Raw genomic sequence first — 17,867 nt, forward strand, 5'->3', positions numbered from 1 at the left:
TCAGCTGACCGTGACGAAAAAAGCGCATATTGAACGGCAAACCTGTCATGAAAGCCGCATTTTTCGCTATTTTGGCGAAAAAAAATGGCCGCAGCGAACACCCCGCGACCATTATTGAAACCATAAGGTATATTTTCTATTTGGCTGCCTTACAAGGCACCTTTGCCAGATCGGCGCTGATGGCCTTGAGCTTTTCGTCGGTGAACGTCTCCGGCGCAAAGTCCTGCAAGGCTTTCAACGCCATGGGCCTAGCCATCTCGATCTGATCATTATCCTTAAGCTCAGGGATATGCTTCACCAGCACCGCCTTGGCTTCAGGATTGTCGAGAAGGTCGCCCACGCTTGAGTCGGCAGAATAGGGGCAGGCCGCAGCAACCGGCGTGGCTGCAGGCGCATCAGCGGCGATTGACTGTGTAGCCAACCCCGTAAGCCCAAGCCCCACAACCATCGCCGCCATTTTTAGAGTTTTCATGATCGCTTCCTGATTCGTGCGTTCCACCCGGATTAAGTATCCGGTAAGGTATATATAATCGCAAAATTAGACAAAATCGACGATCATTTTTGAAAATTGACAGCATTTTTCCGGTCATGTACACCTGATTTAATCAAAAATCATGATCGGAATTGCGTCATTCCGACACTTTTCACAGGTAAGGGAACCATGCCGTTTCATTTTGACAGGCGTACCTTTCTCGGTGGTGCCACCACGGCCGGCCTCACAGCAGTCGGTTTTCCCTCCAACGCCAAACCATTGAATTCAATAAATAATACTTCGAGAAAATCAGGACCGTGGGCACGTTGGTGGTGGCCAGGCGGTGTGGTCTCAGATGCAGAGCTCAGGCGGGAAATCCGAGAGATGAAGGCCGCCGGGTATGCGGGCGCTGAAATCCAGGCCTTTAATCCGGGCATTCCCAATCTGACGCCCGATGAGCGCAAGCGTATTAACGACTACGCCAATGACGCGTTCTTTGCACACATGCAGACGGTCACCGAAGAGGCCCTTCGCGCGGGTTTTCTGATCGATTATACGCTGGGATCAGCTTGGCCGAGCGGCGGGGGTTTTGCCATTACCCCTGAACTGGCACTCGTGGAATTAACTCCAGCCATAACGTCCGTCTCTGGCTCATTGTCATTGCCTGTTAGAATAAATCTTCCGAAGCTAACCAAAAAATTTGGCAATATGGGGTTTGGTGCCTGGACCAAGGACCCGAGAGCGGAGCGGTGGAAAGAACGCCTGGCGGCGCGCCATAAGGTGGTTGCGATTGTGGCGATCAAAGGAGACGCGCCCGTTCTGGAAAACGGAGCTTCCTATCGCGGGGCAAATGTGACTCAGTCCGGACGGGTCGTCGCAGCACCGGGGATCGTGCTTACCGACAAGCTGCGCCCTGACGGAACGCTGGACTGGACGCCGCCAGACAGGGACAACTGGCAGATCGTTGCCTTTTCGCAATTTGCCGTGGACTCGGGGGTAATGGCCGGTGTGGGCGAGGGCCCCCAGTTGGTTCTCGACCATTTTGACCGAAGGGCGCTGGAGGCCCATCTCGGGCGGGTCGGTACGCCGCTCGTTCAGTCAGTGAAAAAGACCCTAAAGGCCATTCGCTCTACCTTTGTCGATAGTCTCGAACTGATGCAGGATCTGCATTGGACAGAGCATTTTCTTGACGCTTTTAGGGCGAAGCGGGGATACGATCTTACCCCCTATCTTCCTTTCATTCTGCAGCCCGGATGGATGGAGGCCTGGGGGCAACGCTATTCCCTGCCCTATTTTGACGCAGGCGATCTCGGTGAGCGGGTACGTCATGACTATCGGACCACCCTCTCCGATTTGCTAATCAAAAACTTCTGGGCCCCTTTTGCTAAGTGGAACAGGGCAAACGGTCTGAAGGCGAAGGGGCAGGCCCATGGCGGCCCCTGCGACGTTCTGAAGGCCTATGGGCTTATGGACGTTCCGGAAACCGAAGACCTTGAGTCGGGCGGCGATATCGAATTCATGCGTCTGGCGCGGTCGGCAGCGCATATTTACGGGAAACCCATCGTCAGTTGCGAAAGCTTCGTCTGGAAATCCGAACCTTACGACGTGTCGCCATACCGAATGCTCCAGCGCACCAACAAGCTGTTTGTCAGTGGCGTTACACAGATCGTGGCGCACGGTTATGCCTACCGATCTCACCCTGAGAAATGGCCCGGTTGGTTCCCGTTCGCCCCAAGCGCCTTCTTGTCGGGCTTCAGCGGCATGTATAACGAGGCGAACCCTGTTTGGCCGGGAATCGTGACGTTGAATGGCTACATCGGACGCATGCAGGGCTTGCTACAGTCTTGCACAAAGGTCGTCAGAATCGCGGTGTACCTTGGGGAGATTGGCTACTACCACGGTATTGAGTCTCAAGGACGCCACGAAGCGAGCGTATGCGACCTACTGAGTGCCAGCGGCTATGACGCGGATCGCATCAATGCGGACGGACTTTTAAAATCCACCCCTGCCTCAAAAAAGCTGAAGACACCCGGGGGGCATTCGTATGATGCCCTTGTCTTTCCGCCGCTGGATGCCCTCCCCACAGAGGTTGCGCTCAAGACGTTGGAATTGGCAAAAAGTGGGTTGCCCGTCGTGTTTGTCGATAGGGTGCCGTCGCGAACCACCGGCGTATACGATCATTCAAGACGGGATTCGGAGGTTCAAGCGGCCGTGCGGCGGGCTATTTCGCTGGGCGCCACCCAAACCCGCCTTGCCGACGTCTCCGACACCCTCGCCGCGAGAAATATCGCACCAAATGTCAGGTTTGTTTCAGGGGCCTGTGCTTTCGCTGAATTCAGGCGCGGACAGGCGCGCTATTTCCTGTTCTACAATGCTGAGCCTGAGCCCCAGAATGTCAAGGTTCAGCTGAGCACGGGCGGGGCGGTTCATTGGGACCCTTTATCAGCAACCGTTTCAACCCTGCCCACAGATGGCAAAGGCGCGATTTCGCTCGATTTGGCACCCGATGAGTCTGTGTGGATCGCGGTCAATGACCCCCAACTCAAAGCGCAGCATACTGGCCAGATTATCGATCGCCGCCAATTGCCCGCTTCGACGTGGTCGGAACGCTTTGAAGGGCACGGCCGTCTGGGCCGTAAGGTCGAAGTAGCAACCCGTGGTGCCAACTTTTCGGACTGGCGCGCCCTCGCCGATCTGCAGGATTTTTCAGGGGTAGCGACGTACGTCACCGCCTTCGATCTTAAGCCAAAAGGACCGGGCGAGGACGAGACGACATTTATCGACCTCGGCGTCTTCCACGACCTGGCCGAGGTATCGGTGAATGGCCTGCGCGTCGGCTATGCCTTCGCCACAGGACAACTTCTCGACATCACCGCCGCGGCTCGCACCGGTCGCAATTCGCTGGAGGTCCGTATCATGAACACCCTCAACAACGCGATGATAAATCCGGCGGCGCAAGGGTTCAGGGATTTGACTGCCAAACCCGCCGGCCTTCTAGGGCCTGTCTTTTTGATTACGAAGAAATGAGACCGCCCATGTCCAACTCGCGCATTTCCTTAAGACAAACGACTACCCTGGCTCTCTTGGCTACTGGCGTTTTCCTGAGCGGTGCCGTCCGCGCGCAGGACGCCTCGGTCGATGCCCGTGCTCAAGCCATCAACGCGCAGCTGACAGAAGAGGAACGATATTCTCTCCTGAAAGGCTACTTCCCGACCTTCCAGAAAAACATTCCGGGCGATCCGATCATCGCAGCCGGATATGTACCGGGCATCAAGCGACTAGGGGTTCCCTCACTCAAAATGTCCGATGCGGGTATCGGCGTCGCAAACCTCCTGAACCGAAGAACGGATGACGTGGCGACATCGTTGCCTTCCACCCTCTCTCTCGGTGCCAGCTGGGACAAGGACCTTGCCTATCTTGGCGGTGCTATGATCGGGTCCGAAGCCAGAGCGAAAGGCTTTAACGTCCTTCTCGCCGGCTCCATCAATCTGATCAGAGACCCGCGTAACGGCCGCAGTTTCGAATATGTCAGTGAGGACGCCCTCCTCTCAGGCATCATTGGCGGCTATGGGATTAAAGGCGTTCAAAGCAACCGCATCCTTTCAACCGTAAAGCATTTTGCGATCAATGATCAGGAAACGGGACGCAATGTCCTGAATGCGAAGATATCCGAAGCGGCGCTGAGAGAGTCCGATCTTCTCGCTTTTCAGATAGCCATTGAAATTGGTCAGCCCGCCGCGGTCATGTGCGCCTACAACAAGGTTAACGGCGACTATGCCTGCGAAAATGACTTTCTCCTCAACACGGTTCTGAAAAACGACTGGGGATATAAAGGCTGGGTCATCTCCGACTGGGGTGCCGTTCACAGCGCCGGTAAGGCCGCGCTGAACGGCCTCGACCACCAGGCGGGCTATATGCTCGACAAAAAGCCATTCTTCGGGCAGCCCCTGAAAGACGCGGTCGCCGCCGGAGAGGTTCCGCAAGCGCGAATCAACGACATGACGTTCCGCATCATTCGCAGCCTCCTGGCGACAGGCGTGATGGACGATCCGGCACCCGCGACACCGCAACCCATTGACTACGCAGCCCACGCTCAGATCAGCCAGAAAGCCGCCGAAGCGGGTATCGTACTCCTGAAGAACGAAAGAGGCCTGCTTCCACTAGCGCAAACTGCGCGGCGCATTCTCGTCGTAGGCGGTCACGCAGACAAAGGGGTTTTGTCGGGTGGCGGTTCATCACAGGTTCGGCCCGTAGGCGGCCCGGCGCTTGAGATCGTCCCTAAAGGTACCGCGGCCTCTTTCGCGCGCATTACCTACTTCCCCTCTTCTCCCCTCGAAGCATTGAAAGCCAGATTGCCGAATGCCGAAATAACCTTTGTGGATGGTACCAATATCACTGCGGCAGCGCAGGCGGCGGGTAAAGCCGATCTTGTGATCGCCTTCGGAACGCAATGGATGACAGAAAGCATGGACGTTCCCGACCTTAACCTTCCAGATAACCAGGACGCTCTGATCGCGGCAGTGGCTCAGGCCAACAAAAACACGCTCGTGGTCCTGGAAACGGGCGGTCCGGTCGTCATGCCGTGGCTGAATAAGGTACGAGCCGTGGTTCAGGCCTGGTATCCGGGTTCCAATGGCGGGGAGGCCATCGCGCGTGTGCTCCTTGGGGAGATCGATGCGGCCGGGCGCCTGCCTGTCACCTTTCCGGCGTCGGCTGAGCAACTCCCGCGGCCAAAGGTTCCCGGCATGACGGAGCTTAAAAATTCAAAAGGTGCCATCACCTACGGGCTCGCGGCTGGCGTCAAGGCCTTTGACGTTGACTACGATATCGAGGGGGCTGATGTGGGTTACCGCTGGTTCCAAAGACAGCGCCTTAAACCTCTGTTCCCGTTCGGGTTTGGCCTGTCCTACACTGCCTTCAAGTATTCAGACCTCAAGGTGACAGAAGGTGACGGTCTAACCCTCTCCTTTAGGGTAACCAATACGGGCATGCGGGCCGGCATTGATACACCTCAGGTCTATATCAGTGTTCCGGACAAGTCGGGTCGCAAGCTGGACCGGTTGGTCGGATGGGGGCGAGTTTCTCTGGCACCCGGTCAGAGCCAGACTGTTACTGTAACGGCTGATCCGAGGGTGCTTGCGAATTTCGACGAAACCCAACAAAAGTGGAGGCTCCCCAAGGGCACCTACAAGGTCAGGGTAGGTTTCAACGTGTCGGACACGCAACTCGTCGCCAAAACCTCAATAGGCGCTCAGGACATACGGCCTTGAGCATCTCCCCATTGTACCTATCTACTCAGTACCGGAGCTTTTAATGATCAACGCCAAGATCGACCCTAAGGACAAGTCAGAACTTGAGGACCCGCGTCCTCTTCAAAAGGTCAAGGGCCGCCCCACGCGCGAGCAGGTTTTAAAGATCAATGAAAGCATTGTCAAAACGGCCATAGCGCATTTCAGCCAGTACGGGTTTACAGGAACCTCCATTGACGCCATTGCGCAGGAGACGGGCATCTCCAAACGTACAATCTATGCCCGTTATCCCACCAAGCAGGCCCTTTTCACAGAAATCGTGGTTGAGAGCGTCACCAAGCTGGTCTCCCGAACCAGCTCACCCAAGGACGATCTAAGGGCGTGCCTCGCCTTTCACATCCGCAAAGGTCTGGTCGTGATGGACGATCCGATCATGCGAATCCTCGATCGAATTGTCGACGCTGAAATGGCGCTGATGCCGGAAATCCATAATGCTCTGTCGAACGCAACTCAGGCCTTAGGTGTGGATGTTATAGCGGCAGATATTGTTCAGTTGGCAGGGGTCATCGGTGTCAAGGACGCCAGCTTCGTAGCAGGGGCTCTCGTCGACATGTCGGCAGGCAGCTACCGCCGGCTGTCAGCGGCCAATATACCGCTCACTGATGACGTCCTGGAAACGACAACTACGAAGATCCTGGATATTTTGATGAAGGGCATTTCGGCGTGGTAGGCTTGGGCTCTAAGGAACTAACGGGCGCATCTTGCCGCTTGGCACGGTCTCCAACATGCTGAGATGCTCTTGGGTCGCAGACGTTTTTTCGTAAGCGCTCATTTCGCTGCATGTAGCGATTTCCGAGGTTGTAGACCGCTGTTGAGCTGGGCTTAGGATTTGGCGAAGTTGAAGGGCAAGAGGTCCTGGACGTCTGCGTCCTTGTCGCGCTTTGGCATCTCAGTGAAGACATGGCGCAGGTAACCATACGGTTCCGAGACAGATTGGCACTCGCCTATAGCCGGATCCACCGGCATCCCCAGACTCCAGCACTTCAAGGTATATCTGACTCAATTCAAGAGCCGAAGGATCAAGCGGCGCATCTCCATACATTCAAATTCCAATAGGAATTTGCGCGTTCGTCCACTTGCCTTTCTGGTTATCGGAAGGAATGTGCGGGCGAATTTGCTCGACAGTGCGTACGTGAAGGATGGGAGGATTTTTGTCCATATCCCAAACGTGAAACAGGTACGCTTCGCCAATTTGGTCGGCGTTGTCCCACTCGTTCCTGGAAATGTAGAATCTTAGTGGAGAAGCGATCGTAGATTTCACTTCGATCAGCAGGTTTCTCTCGCCGACCTTCGTTGGGCGGTACGACAGCACATCATATCCTGCTGTGTTGTCCTCTATGGCCATCCATATAGGATTTCTTCCAATCCCCAACCTAGTAAGTTCAGCCTGTTCGTGAGCTAAGGACAGCGATTCCGCTTGTCTTGCACGGACCAGCTTTTCCTGGTCGAAGTTGAGACGCACTCGCCCCTGGGCAAGGTCCCACCATGAGATGTCATCGCCGGAAGGCGGGTCATCCAACAGCTTCGCTTCGCGAAACACGCTTCGAATGTCTCTATAGTCTGCCCCTTTGATCCGCTTGATAAAACGCCCGCGTCCAAGCGTCATCAGTTTTGCGAACGCAGGCATCTTCAAAATTAAGACAGCTAAAATGCATTCCCGATAAAACATTACTGTTTCGTGCGGAGCATCTACTACCACCAACGGGTGGAGTGCTTTCGCTGCCTCAAGGTCATACAATCTAGCCTGCGGTGAGTGGGCGATCAGCGCTTCTGGGCAAGACTCGAGCGTCAGCTCAGGCACGGCTCTGATAGCGGAGCGCATGAGCCTGAGACCTTCAAAAGCCGAAATTGTGAAAAGGCGGTCAAACTCCACGATCAAGCCTCTTCTTGACCTTCGATCGGCTGTCTTCCTTCCAACTCCTCCACCAAATCGACGAGATCCTGCATATCCACGTCGTAGTCGATAGGATCATCAGCTTCGTCTTCATCTAAGGCAAGCTGACGCAGGTCCAAGTCGTCTAGCAAATGTTCTAGACCGTGAATTTTTTGCGCAAGTCGCCGACTTACAGATAGATCGACGCTTCCCAACCCTGCTGGGGCCTTAGTGCGATAGATATGGATATTTGTTTCAGTCCCGGGTGCTAACCCAAGGCGATGGATACGGTCGATAGATTGCAGGTAGTGTGTCGAAACGTAGCTTCGGTCGAGGTAAATCGCGTCGTGACAAACGGTATGGAGACTTATACCTTCGCCAGCTGCGGCAGGGTTCGCAATCATCACTTTGCAAAATGGGTCCTGGTGGAACCTCAAAAGGCGACCCTCCCGCGTGTTCCCGTCGGACATTTCACCAGTCGGGACGCCGCCGAAGAGCGACACCGGATTCAAGTCGGCCAGGAGGCGTTCGAGGTCGAATATAGACTGTGTGAAGATGGTCCAGATGACTGTCTTCTTACCTTCCTTAGCGAGCGCTCGCACGTGCGAGCAAACTGCCCTCATTTTCAGCGACGCACCTTCTTCAACGACTTGATCGGCGATACCCGATGATATGTTCCCTTTGTCCCGAGTCATAGCTTGGAGTGCTAACGTGGGATTGGTCGAAAGTTGCAAGAGGCGCATGACAGATTTGCGGGCGGATAGGAAATCTGGCTGCCCCGCTCTCGCGATCGCCTTGGTGATTTGCCGTAAAAGCTCATCCTTCACGACGCCGTACAGCGCCAGCTGGCCATCAGCCATCGACACATCGTGAAAATGTCGGACAGCGGGAGTCAAGCCTAACTCGTGTTTTGTCGTGCGGACATATAGATCGCCGAGAACTTGCCGAGGTGACACCCCACGCTGAATTTGAAGGTCGTAGCCTTGCCCAGGCCAAAGGAAGCCCAATTGTGACGCCATATCGTTGGCGTCTTGCGGCATCGGCGTGCCAGAGAGGATATCCCGCCGTGCCGGTGACGACGCAATATTGATGAGGAATGCACCACGTTGCGATGCCAGGCCCGCTTTCATTCGGTGCGATTCGTCGAGCACTAGATGGGCAGCTTGCCGCGAAAAATAGGCTGCAATGATCGACTGCTGTCTAACTAGGAGATCGTAAGACATCAGGAAGCGTCGGGCTCCGCTCCGGAGTGCCATTTCATTTTCAACTTCACTTCCCGACAGGACGGTGAATTCCTCGCGGACCCAGTAAGGCGCGGCGGTATCCACGCATTCAGCCACGATACCTCGCCACGCCGGAAAGGCTGCTTTCGGTGCGACCACGAAGAGATGAGAGTCCGCCGTCGCCGCCAACAAACTAAGTGCGAAGGTTACAGTCGTTTTGCCTGCGCCGGGCACGGAAAAGTTCGCACCGTGGGGGAGCGACAATAAGCGTGCCAAATCCCTGCATTGGAACGGCTTAAGTTGACGACTGAATCCAAGGGCGTTTAGTCGTGGCTGTATGTCTGCTTCGCTGATCTGAAGCGCCAGCGCATCTTTTGCCGCCCGCGCTTGCTTCGTTTCAGCGACGAATGTTGCGACCTTCGATCGGGCACGCTCATTTGGCAAAAACCTAAATCCCAAAGCCTTCTGAGTGCTAGCGCTTCCAAACTCGCGGATAACGTTGAGCACTTCAGGCCATGGAACGTCGATTGCGTCATCTCTCAGGATTGCATCGGCCTGGACCGAAAAACGAGCCCTAAGCCGCTCCCAGATAGGAGAGCTACCGTCGTCACCAAGCTTCGACAGCGCTCCACGCAGCCGAGACGGATCGTAATCAATCCCTATTGAAAAGGGCATTGCGCGGTCGCTCCCGGTTAACGCTTATGCTTTAGAATCTTGTCTTCTAGGTCCGCAACAATTCTCTTTATAGCGTCAAGTTGCTTGGAAATCTTCCCTACAGTTGATTTCTCCGCTCGTGACATATCAACCGAAGCGAGCTTGGTGTGCGCTTGCTGGATAGCTTTTAGCGCAGCGCCGCCAGATTTCTGTCCTTTGTCCAGCTGGATTTCAGTTTGCACAGCCTCTATGAGCGCTTCTATTGCAGCTTCATTGTCCGGTGAACGAAGAGCGGCAATCACACCCGCAAAATTCGCGGACTGCAACTCGTCTCCAATGTCGATAGCGAAATCGTCTGCTTCTCCGTCACCGTCGGCGTCCTCCTCTACCTCGGTCACGATACCCAGTTCGTCCGCCACGCGATCCAATACGTTGTCGGCGAGTGATCCTATCGCAGCGTTATAGTCGTACAGCCGACCTTCCAACCGCCCCTTGTTCTGGTAGAGCGACCACGCAATCGCTCGGCTGGCTTCCTTCATCGCTTCCGATTTGCCTTCTAAGAGCTTCGGTAAGTCGCCAAATAATTGTTCAGCGTCCTCTCGTATCTCGCTGTAGTTTCCCTGAGTGCCTGGTGCCTCTTTAAGGTAAAGGTCGGCCTCCGCAAGTGTCTGGATCGCGTACTTTATGTCCTTTTCTTTGCGGCGGAGTTGGTCAGCAACAACCTTGGGCGTCCGACCAAGATTTACCAGGCGACTGATCAGCTGCGCCTCGCCGATCCAATCATAGTCGAGCTTCGTCTCGGGCACCGCCTGAAGATTTGCCTCGATATCAACAATGTCTTCGGCGGTCGCATCGGCCGGCAGTACCAGGACATCGATGTGGCTGAAATGCGCAAACTTGCTGCCTTGATCGTATAACTCTCTTAGCGCCGCGAGACGTCGGTTGCCGTTCACGACGATACCGCCTGCCGTGATGAGTAGCGGTTGGCGTTGTCCTTCCGCCTCAAGCACCTCTGCAACTGGAATGACGGAGTCGGCTTTGCCTTTCAAGGCGAGTCTGTGCAGCAATTGGTGCTGGGCCTGCTGCACTTCCTCGGACTCAGTGCCGGCCAAAAAATAGTCTGCCTTCTTGCCATGCTCAGCAATGTAGTCCCGCTGATCGGTGAACGTTCGAAAGTTCTCCATTCGATAAACCGGTAGGTCAATCGGTACCTGAATAAATGGAAGATGGTGGACGCGATTGCGGAAACCGTAGAACTCTCGCTTCTCGGTTGAAGCGACAACCTTGCTGGCGATTGTAGCGGCGCGAGTGACTGGGGCAGTGATCTGGATTTTGTACGGCATCGATCGCACCCTCACTCGAACGCGATTAGCAGGATAGGCACGTGGATGACCTGTGCAAAGACCGCAAGCTCTTTAGAAACACGCTCGAAGTTGGCAATGTTGCTTCCAATTTTTGAGGCTGCAAATTTTGTTGGAAGGGCGAAAGCGGCCGCCTTTATACGCTTTGACTGTGCCAGATATTCAAGTTTCAGGAGATCATAAGGAGCCCGACTCATGTTCCCGGTCTGAACTTGGAACGCGAGGTCCTCCTTAATGGCGGTAACGGTGTTACGCAACTCTTGGTCGATCTTCACGTTCAAAGCCCAGCCTTCGGCGGTGAACTCATTCGAGATGTGGTTGCGAATATCGTTGGTGCACCCAGGCTGCATTTTAATGCCGGGTGCTTCGAAGACGTCAGTGATCCAGTCGTAAAGCTCACGTTCTTCCCAAGCGGCTCGACCATGATGATGATCATAAATGAACTGAAGCTTCATTTCTTAGCCTCCATTCGGGTCGTAGACTGGCTTGTTTAACGGACGCGTTCGTAGCTCGCCAGCATAGAATCTGGCTATGCGGTCGGAAGCGATGTCGATGTATTGTTGGGTGATATCGCAGCCAAAAGCCATCCGACCGTGTTTAAGTGCGGCGATTGCGGAAGACCCAACACCTAGGTATGGATCCAGCACACTTTGTCCAAGATTGGTCAGCGCGAGTACGAGGCGCTCCACAAGGGCGACCGGAAACTGGCAGGGGTGGTCAGTCTTCTCCACGTGATTCGCTTTTACGTTTGGGATATCCCAAACATCCGAGGGGTTCTTGCCGAGCGGATTACCAGACAACTCCCCTCGATTCGGGCCTTTGAAGTGCTTCTTATCAGGATATTTGGAGGGAACCCGAACCGGATCAAGGTTGAAAACATAATCGTCGGACTTCGTGAACCAAAGGATTGTTTCATGCCTGCCAGAAAACCGACGTTGGCAGTGAAGTCCGTGCCCGAAAGTCCAGACAATTCGATTTCGTAGTTTCAGACCGTGTTGTTTGAATATTCCGTATAGGATGGCGTCTAATGGGAAGACCTCTCCGTCATCTACGTGATTGCCAACCTGCCAGCAAATTGAACCGTTCGGATGAAGCAATCGAACTGCTTCCGCTATGGTAGAAGCCTGTTGTTCAATGTAAAGGTCCAGAGATGTCCTGCGTTCATACTCTTTACCGATGTTGTAAGGTGGGGATGTAATAATCAAGTTCATGCTCTCTTTTTTTAAAGAGCGCATAAAGTCGATGTTGTCCGAGCACTCAATAGTGTATGGCGGATTTTTTATGAACGGGATGACGTTTTTCGCTGAACTTTTCATTCCAAAATGTTCGCATTTTACTCCGATCATGGCAAGGTCTACCGTAATCGGGGGTGGTCACAGAAAGTTCAGCATTTTAGCTTCGCTATCGGGTTGGTTGCAAGCGCCCATACCACAAATTGGCCCTTATTCCGGAAATTAAATCACATCTACTTTTTCCAAGATTCGAACAGACTACAATCCGTTCGGTACTTTTCCACCGTCATTTGGACAGCAATCTCGATCCATCGTTGGCCGTAGTCACATGAATAGAGAAGCTCGATTCCAGGTTCTCTAAAAAAACCTCCGGATCGCGCGTGCTGAAGCGCCCGCCGATCCTCAAGCCCGCCAGTTCCGGATCAACAATGACGATGGGGCGTGGCAAGTAGCGATTGTACTCTTCGACGGCCACGCCGAGGGTCTGGCCATTGAACACCACGGCGTCCTGACGCCAGGCCGTTGTAAAATTGAGATCGCTCTGAGTGATCGGCCTGACCCGCGTCTCCACACCGCTCGCAAGGGCCCCCTGCCCTGCCTCGACCTTTTGAGCCTCGGAGTCCCCTTCGATCGTACAATCGCCTTTGACGACGGTGATCTCCAGGACCGATGCGCGCAAACGGACATTCACATCCGCCGCTGTCATGAGAATCGCACGGCCCGCGGCCCTCACCTTGCATGGCTTTACGTTGGGCGGCACAACGACGCCCAGTTCGCCTTGCTCTAACCAAACCTCACTGCCCTTGCGCCCCGTCTTCCAGGCAATGCGCGTGTCTGTATTGAGCTCAAGGCGAACGCCATCCGACAATTTCAGGCTCCGGCGCTCTCCGACACGGGTTGAGGCTTCAGCCCGGCTCTGGGTTAGGACCCACGCGCCGCTTCCCACTGCGATGACCAAGGCGCCCGCGCCGGCTTGCAGCCAATGGCGGCGCGTCAATGTGCGCCGAGGGTGCAAATCGGGATCCTGGCTGAGATCAACGTCCTTCAGCGCGTCGATCGAGTCCGCCGTATCAAGAATGCGGGCGTAAGCCACGGCATGATGCGGGTTGGCGTCTCGCCAGGCTTCAAAGGCGCTGAGGTCCGCTGTTCCGGCTTCCAATCGTGCATGCCAAAGGGCAGCCTCCTCCGTCAGGGCCTTCCAATCAGTCGCCTCGGGATCATCTACGGACACGGCGCCCTCCGCCCAGCTGACGTGAGGCCAGACACTACGAAAAAACACATTCAGCGTCTATTCGCTCGCCGCCGCGTCCCGCCGCGCCTGACCGCTTTTCAACGGCGGGGGCTCCTGATCTGCCAGGCGTGCCGCGACAATCGCCATGCCCTTGGCGAGGTGCTTTTCGACCATGGACACACTGATACCCAGCTCCTTCGCTATGGCCGGAGGCGACATTTCTTTCAGGCGCCGCATCTTCATGACTTTCCGGCATTGGGGCGGCAGCCCCTCGATCGCCTCGAGGACAATGCGTCGGCGTTCCTTGGCAGAAAGGATTTCGTGTGCGTCAGGGCCTAAATCGGCCTGGTCGAAGGTCTCCATGTTGGCCACCAGTTCAATCGACACGATCTTTGAACGCTGGAACAGGCTTGCCGCGACGTTTCGGATGGCGCGCAGGGCGTAGCTTTTTGGATGGGTGATCGCCCGCCATTTGTCAGCCGTCACGAAGTCGGCATAGATGTCATGGAGGATTTCGCGCGCCGTCTCAGTGTTGCCCGTCATGCGCCGCCCGACGGAAAGGAACAGGCCCTCATGCGGAAACAGGTTTGCCGAAAACCAGCTATCCATCTCACGGCGGGGTGGTCGCTTTGGGCCGGGCGCGTTCCCACCCTGACCGAACCCCATGTAAAAGTACCGCTCAGGGACGTCGAGCGCCTCTGCACACAGAAGCAGTTCGCGATTGCCAATCCGGGCACGCCCCTCTTCAATCTCCCGCAATTGCGCGGCGGAGATGCCCAGATGGCTGGCCAGCCAGTCTTCCGACATCTGCACCAGTTCGCGGCGTGCGCGTAAACGCGCGCCTACATGCATATCGACGGCATTTATGGGAACGACTTCGACTAACTCTGGGTTATGAGGACCTTTACCCATAGCGCTCTCTGAATTGGAAATGACCAAATATCCCGAAATGGGATTATCCCAATACAGGATTAATTCAAAAAGCTCACAATCGCAAGAGCTTTGAGCTATGGATCACGACCTTTACTCCGCCCCACAACAGAAGATGAGGCTGTTGTTAAAAAGAGCACGCATTCGGAAAGGTCAAACTCAGAAATCGCTTGCCGCTGAATTGGGTGAACATCAATCCTTTATCTCGAAATATGAAAGAGGAGAACGGACTCTAAACTCGACTGAGTGGATTGAAATCCTGTTGACGCTCGGTGGCGACCCTATGAAAGTCTCGAAAATCATCTCAGAAATGTTCTAAGGACAGCGCTCATCCCAATACGGGATTATCCCGCATTGGGATTAGCTCTTTTTGCTCACTTTTACGAAGTCGAGCGATGAAGAAGATACTGCGTTCTCCTGAACAATTGGCGCTTCAAGAATTACTGAAAGCGTCCCGCCACTCGGCGCAACTGACGCAGGAGAGCCTTGCTGGCAAACTCGGGAAGCCCCAGTCATTCGTGGCAAAATATGAAGCCGGCGAACGCTTATTAAATGTCATTGAGTTCATTTATGTGGTCGAAGCTCTCGGGAAGAGCCCCACTGAGTTTATGGGGGAGCTTCATCAACGGATAGCGGGTATTCAGGCTACCGAGAATGGCAAGTGACCTCTTGCGCATCTTCGCAATGATCGTGGCCGCGTCAGGGACTTAGGCCAAAGGCTGGAGACCCGCAGGGGCTCCATTTACGACAGGCCCGGTTCGCGCGGACGCGCGAAGACGCCCTTCCCCTAACCTCAAACCCAAGCCCCTCACTCCGCCCCCTGCGCCCAGAGCTGGGCATAGGCGGGTACGCTCTCCACGAGATCGAGGTGACGTCCGAATGCTTCCAACCTCCCCCCTTTCATAAACAGCACGTGGTCAGCCGTTTGCGCCAACCGCAGACGGTGGGTGACCATGACGAGGGTTGTGCGCCCTTCAAAGCTTTGGCGCAGGTCGGACAGGATGCGCGCTTCACTCGCTGGATCGAGCGCTGAGGTGCTTTCATCGAGGATCAGAACGGGAACCTTTATGCCGGCAACGCGCGCCAGTTCCAGCTTCTGGATCTGACCGCCTGAGAGGCGCTCCCCCAGTTCGCCTACGGGGGTGGCGAGATCCAACTTGCGCCCGGCCTCATAGAAGCACCACTGGGCCAGAAGCGCAACGAGATCGGCTTCGGTGGTGGTGGTCGGCGGATAAAGCGCATTGTCGCGCAGGGTGCGGTTTAAGAAGGTGATGAATTGAGGGACGTAGAGGACGTGGCGATAGCGGGCGCCGGCATCGACCTCAGCCAGATCGACTTCGCCTATACGCACCTGGCCTTGTGAGGGTGCAAACACCCCGGCCATGATCTGTGCCAGGGTCGATTTTCCGGAGCCATTTGGCCCGACGATCACGGCGAAGGCCCCGGCGGGGATACGCACCGACACATCTTCGACGCCTGCGGTCGTGTCGGCATAACGGAAAGACACGTCTCGCAGTTCAATCCCGGCCGCGCCCGACGGAACGGGTCCGGCCTCAACCGTACCTGCACCGCTCCGACGCAAGGTCAGCACATCGCGAATATTGGCGATCGCCCCGGCCGACTGACTGAGCAGGAAGCCGATCCCGCTCAAGGGCAGAGCCAGACGCAGGGCATAGGTTTCGAGCATGATGAAATCCCCCACGCTCAGGCGTCCCGCCCATACATCTCCTGCGCCGGCTACGAGGAGCCCCACGAGCCCCATGCCCAGCCAGCCGTATTGAGCAAGAGCTGTATGAACAAGCGACCCGGTCATCTTCTGATTGGCGAGGGCTTTCTGGCCGATCCCAGCGCGAATGCCGCCGACTTCTGCACTCAGGGTGCCATTGAGGACGATGCGGCGGGCATTGCGTAAGACGTCGCCTAAGCCTTGCGAGACGGCGGTGGCGGCCAGATTGGCGAGACTGGCGTGCGGACGATGACGCACCGCGCCCCACCAGGACAGGACGGCATACCCGGCCAGGGTGAGAAAGAGCCCGATGGCGTAGGACGCGGGGATGACGCCTGCAATCACCCACAGACTGGCGGCGATTTGCAAGGCGAGTGGCAGGCTTCGCCAGATCAGACCATCGACGACGATCAGCAGGCTGAAGGGCAACCGCTCGATCAGGCCAAGGGTGCGCCCGCTGTCACCGTCGCGGCTGGCCGCAACGCGCGGCAATTCACCGGCGAGCGCGGCGGCGGCCAGATCGGCGCTCAGGGTGTCAATCACCCGCGTCGATGGCACCAGACGCCACGTGGAGAGGATACCCCCACCCGCCCAGGCGCCCACAAAGACCAGACCGAGGCCCAACACCAGAGACGAGGCGCCGGGGGAACGGCTCAGGGCATCAATGAGAGATTTGAGGGCGAAGGGTCCGATGACGCCGAGAGCCACGGCCACGCCTTCCAAAAAGAGCCCCCAGAGCAGGTCACGACGCACGCCGGGACCCAACGCAAAAAGACGGCGCACCAGGGCCCAGACGACGGCCGGGTCGGACGTGTCATTGCAGGAGGGATTTGTAGCCGCCATCGACCATTTTCCTTGCATAAATGAGGAGCCGGCGTACCTGGGAGTGAAGATAGTCGGAGCGGCCGTTCCATTCTTCGCGCACGCGCTTTTCACCAAAGAGCGCGGCACCGATCTCACGATGACTGGCACCGGCGCACATGCCGTCATAGGCTTGCAGGGCGCGCGCCCATTTGGCAGTGCCGGTCTCGGGTGGAAACAGGGCGCGCGGGAAGCGGCCGATACGGTGCAGGGCTTCGAGACGCGCCAAGGTTTTCAGCTTGGCTGAAAAGGTCCGAAACCCGGTGAGGTCGAAGTGCAGGAGGACGGGCCCTTCGGTCAGGGTGCCCTGGGTTATGTCCAACTGCACCTGACCGACCTCATCGGCGAGGATCAGCCATTCATGACCGAAGGCGTCGCGAAGCAGATCGCGCTTTGCGGACACCTCATTCACGTCGAAGGCACCGACGGTGGCGCGGGATACCCGTTCGGCCTGAACCTGAACGATGGAGGCGTCGAGGTCCGGGGCCCAGAAGAGCCATTCGTGCTGTGGCGTGTCGGAGGCCGGCTCAGCATGAACAAATACCCCATGAGAAAAAGGTCATTTAACTCCCCTCGGAGGAGGGTGTGTGCCCCCTGCCCTTGCGTTGCCCAGTGATCCCCCGTTGCCCACGAACCCATGGCCTGCAGCCCCGGTTTGCGCTGTAGCCACAGCCAGGCCCAGCGGCGTTTGTCGTAGGAGAGATACGGCTGATAGGCGGCCGTATCTCTCCAGACCTCATCCGATAGGGTGAGGCTTTCCACATGTCCGTTTTTCATCGGCACGCTCCCCGCGAGCCTTCTGCTCGCGACACAGGTTGGGCTTCAGCGACAAAGGCCAGAGATCCCTACTCGGCCTGGCCCTGAGGCTCATCATCAACATGGGGTCGCACCCGCCCCCAGCGTTCGACATAGGCCTTGAGACAGGTCACAAAGGCCTCATCGAGCAGTTCGGCGCATTCGATCAGTCCTGCGCGGCGCATATCTTTGCGAAGGCG

General features: G+C 56.3%; 16 protein-coding genes and 1 pseudogene. 5 read left to right on the top strand and 12 right to left on the bottom strand.

The features are described from left to right. Nucleotides 1-136: 136 nt before the first annotated feature. Nucleotides 137-472: a hypothetical protein gene (locus tag PQU94_RS04360; protein ID WP_272740275.1), complete on the bottom strand. Its 336-nt coding sequence runs from the start codon at nucleotides 470-472 to the stop codon at nucleotides 137-139. 384 nt (nucleotides 473-856) lie between these two features. Here PQU94_RS04360 and PQU94_RS04365 point away from each other — a divergent pair, with 384 nt between their 5' ends. From PQU94_RS04365 to PQU94_RS04375, 3 genes are read left to right on the top strand one after another with little or no spacing between them, the layout of a single operon-like run. After that, complete coding sequence (locus PQU94_RS04365) at nucleotides 857-3,499, top strand: glycosyl hydrolase (RefSeq protein ID WP_272740276.1); 2,643 nt, start codon at nucleotides 857-859, stop codon at nucleotides 3,497-3,499. Between the two features lie 8 nt (nucleotides 3,500-3,507). Continuing rightward, nucleotides 3,508-5,742, top strand: a complete 2,235-nt coding sequence (locus PQU94_RS04370) for a beta-glucosidase family protein (RefSeq protein WP_272740277.1) — start codon at nucleotides 3,508-3,510, stop codon at nucleotides 5,740-5,742. A gap of 43 nt (nucleotides 5,743-5,785) precedes the next feature. Continuing rightward, nucleotides 5,786-6,451, top strand: coding sequence for a TetR/AcrR family transcriptional regulator (locus PQU94_RS04375; RefSeq protein ID WP_272740278.1), 666 nt, complete (start codon nucleotides 5,786-5,788; stop codon nucleotides 6,449-6,451). 152 nt (nucleotides 6,452-6,603) lie between these two features. Here PQU94_RS04375 and PQU94_RS04380 read toward each other — a convergent pair. The 8 genes and pseudogenes from PQU94_RS04380 to PQU94_RS04415 form a co-directional block, all read right to left on the bottom strand. Further along, nucleotides 6,604-6,705 (bottom strand): annotated as a pseudogene (locus tag PQU94_RS04380) (transposase domain-containing protein); the annotation flags it as partial. A gap of 118 nt (nucleotides 6,706-6,823) precedes the next feature. Further along, nucleotides 6,824-7,654 carry a protein NO VEIN domain-containing protein gene (locus PQU94_RS04385; protein ID WP_272740467.1) on the bottom strand — a complete coding sequence of 277 codons (831 nt, stop codon included), beginning with the start codon at nucleotides 7,652-7,654 and terminating at the stop codon, nucleotides 6,824-6,826. Nucleotides 7,655-7,656: 2 nt separating this feature from the next. Beyond that, entirely contained in the window at nucleotides 7,657-9,552 is a 1,896-nt protein-coding gene (locus PQU94_RS04390; RefSeq protein WP_272740279.1) for an SNF2-related protein, read from the bottom strand. A 17-nt stretch (nucleotides 9,553-9,569) separates the two neighbouring features. Further along, nucleotides 9,570-10,874 (bottom strand): hypothetical protein, encoded by a 1,305-nt coding sequence (locus tag PQU94_RS04395; RefSeq protein WP_272740280.1) that lies wholly within the window; start codon nucleotides 10,872-10,874, stop codon nucleotides 9,570-9,572. A gap of 11 nt (nucleotides 10,875-10,885) precedes the next feature. Next, on the bottom strand, nucleotides 10,886-11,347 hold the full coding sequence (locus PQU94_RS04400; RefSeq protein ID WP_272740281.1) for a BglII/BstYI family type II restriction endonuclease: 462 nt from the start codon (nucleotides 11,345-11,347) through the stop codon (nucleotides 10,886-10,888). Nucleotides 11,348-11,350: 3 nt separating this feature from the next. After that, nucleotides 11,351-12,238 (bottom strand): DNA-methyltransferase, encoded by an 888-nt coding sequence (locus PQU94_RS04405; protein ID WP_272740282.1) that lies wholly within the window; start codon nucleotides 12,236-12,238, stop codon nucleotides 11,351-11,353. Between the two features lie 172 nt (nucleotides 12,239-12,410). After that, nucleotides 12,411-13,355, bottom strand: coding sequence for a FecR family protein (locus tag PQU94_RS04410; RefSeq protein ID WP_272740283.1), 945 nt, complete (start codon nucleotides 13,353-13,355; stop codon nucleotides 12,411-12,413). A 57-nt stretch (nucleotides 13,356-13,412) separates the two neighbouring features. After that, nucleotides 13,413-14,267 carry a sigma-70 family RNA polymerase sigma factor gene (locus PQU94_RS04415; RefSeq protein WP_272740284.1) on the bottom strand — a complete coding sequence of 285 codons (855 nt, stop codon included), beginning with the start codon at nucleotides 14,265-14,267 and terminating at the stop codon, nucleotides 13,413-13,415. Nucleotides 14,268-14,364: 97 nt separating this feature from the next. On the opposite strand from PQU94_RS04415, the gene PQU94_RS04420 reads away from it, so the two are divergent. Both PQU94_RS04420 and PQU94_RS04425 read left to right on the top strand, forming a co-directional pair. Further along, a complete protein-coding gene (locus PQU94_RS04420; protein ID WP_272740285.1) occupies nucleotides 14,365-14,604 on the top strand; it encodes a helix-turn-helix domain-containing protein in 240 nt (79 codons plus the stop codon). A 76-nt stretch (nucleotides 14,605-14,680) separates the two neighbouring features. Further along, nucleotides 14,681-14,950 (top strand): helix-turn-helix domain-containing protein, encoded by a 270-nt coding sequence (locus PQU94_RS04425; RefSeq protein WP_272740286.1) that lies wholly within the window; start codon nucleotides 14,681-14,683, stop codon nucleotides 14,948-14,950. Nucleotides 14,951-15,093: 143 nt separating this feature from the next. On the opposite strand, the gene PQU94_RS04430 is transcribed toward PQU94_RS04425, so the two are convergent. The 3 genes from PQU94_RS04430 to PQU94_RS04440 form a co-directional block, all read right to left on the bottom strand. After that, nucleotides 15,094-16,854 carry an ATP-binding cassette domain-containing protein gene (locus tag PQU94_RS04430; RefSeq protein ID WP_272740287.1) on the bottom strand — a complete coding sequence of 587 codons (1,761 nt, stop codon included), beginning with the start codon at nucleotides 16,852-16,854 and terminating at the stop codon, nucleotides 15,094-15,096. After that, complete coding sequence (locus PQU94_RS18150; RefSeq protein ID WP_272740288.1) at nucleotides 16,826-17,284, bottom strand: DUF2285 domain-containing protein; 459 nt, start codon at nucleotides 17,282-17,284, stop codon at nucleotides 16,826-16,828. The genes PQU94_RS04430 and PQU94_RS18150 overlap by 29 nt, the downstream gene beginning before the upstream one ends. A 433-nt stretch (nucleotides 17,285-17,717) precedes the next feature. Next, on the bottom strand, nucleotides 17,718-17,852 hold the full coding sequence (locus PQU94_RS04440; protein ID WP_272740289.1) for a hypothetical protein: 135 nt from the start codon (nucleotides 17,850-17,852) through the stop codon (nucleotides 17,718-17,720). Nucleotides 17,853-17,867 lie beyond the last annotated feature (15 nt).

Origin of the sequence: Asticcacaulis currens, from assembly GCF_028550395.1 — a bacterium.
GTDB classification, from domain to species: domain Bacteria; phylum Pseudomonadota; class Alphaproteobacteria; order Caulobacterales; family Caulobacteraceae; genus Asticcacaulis; species Asticcacaulis currens.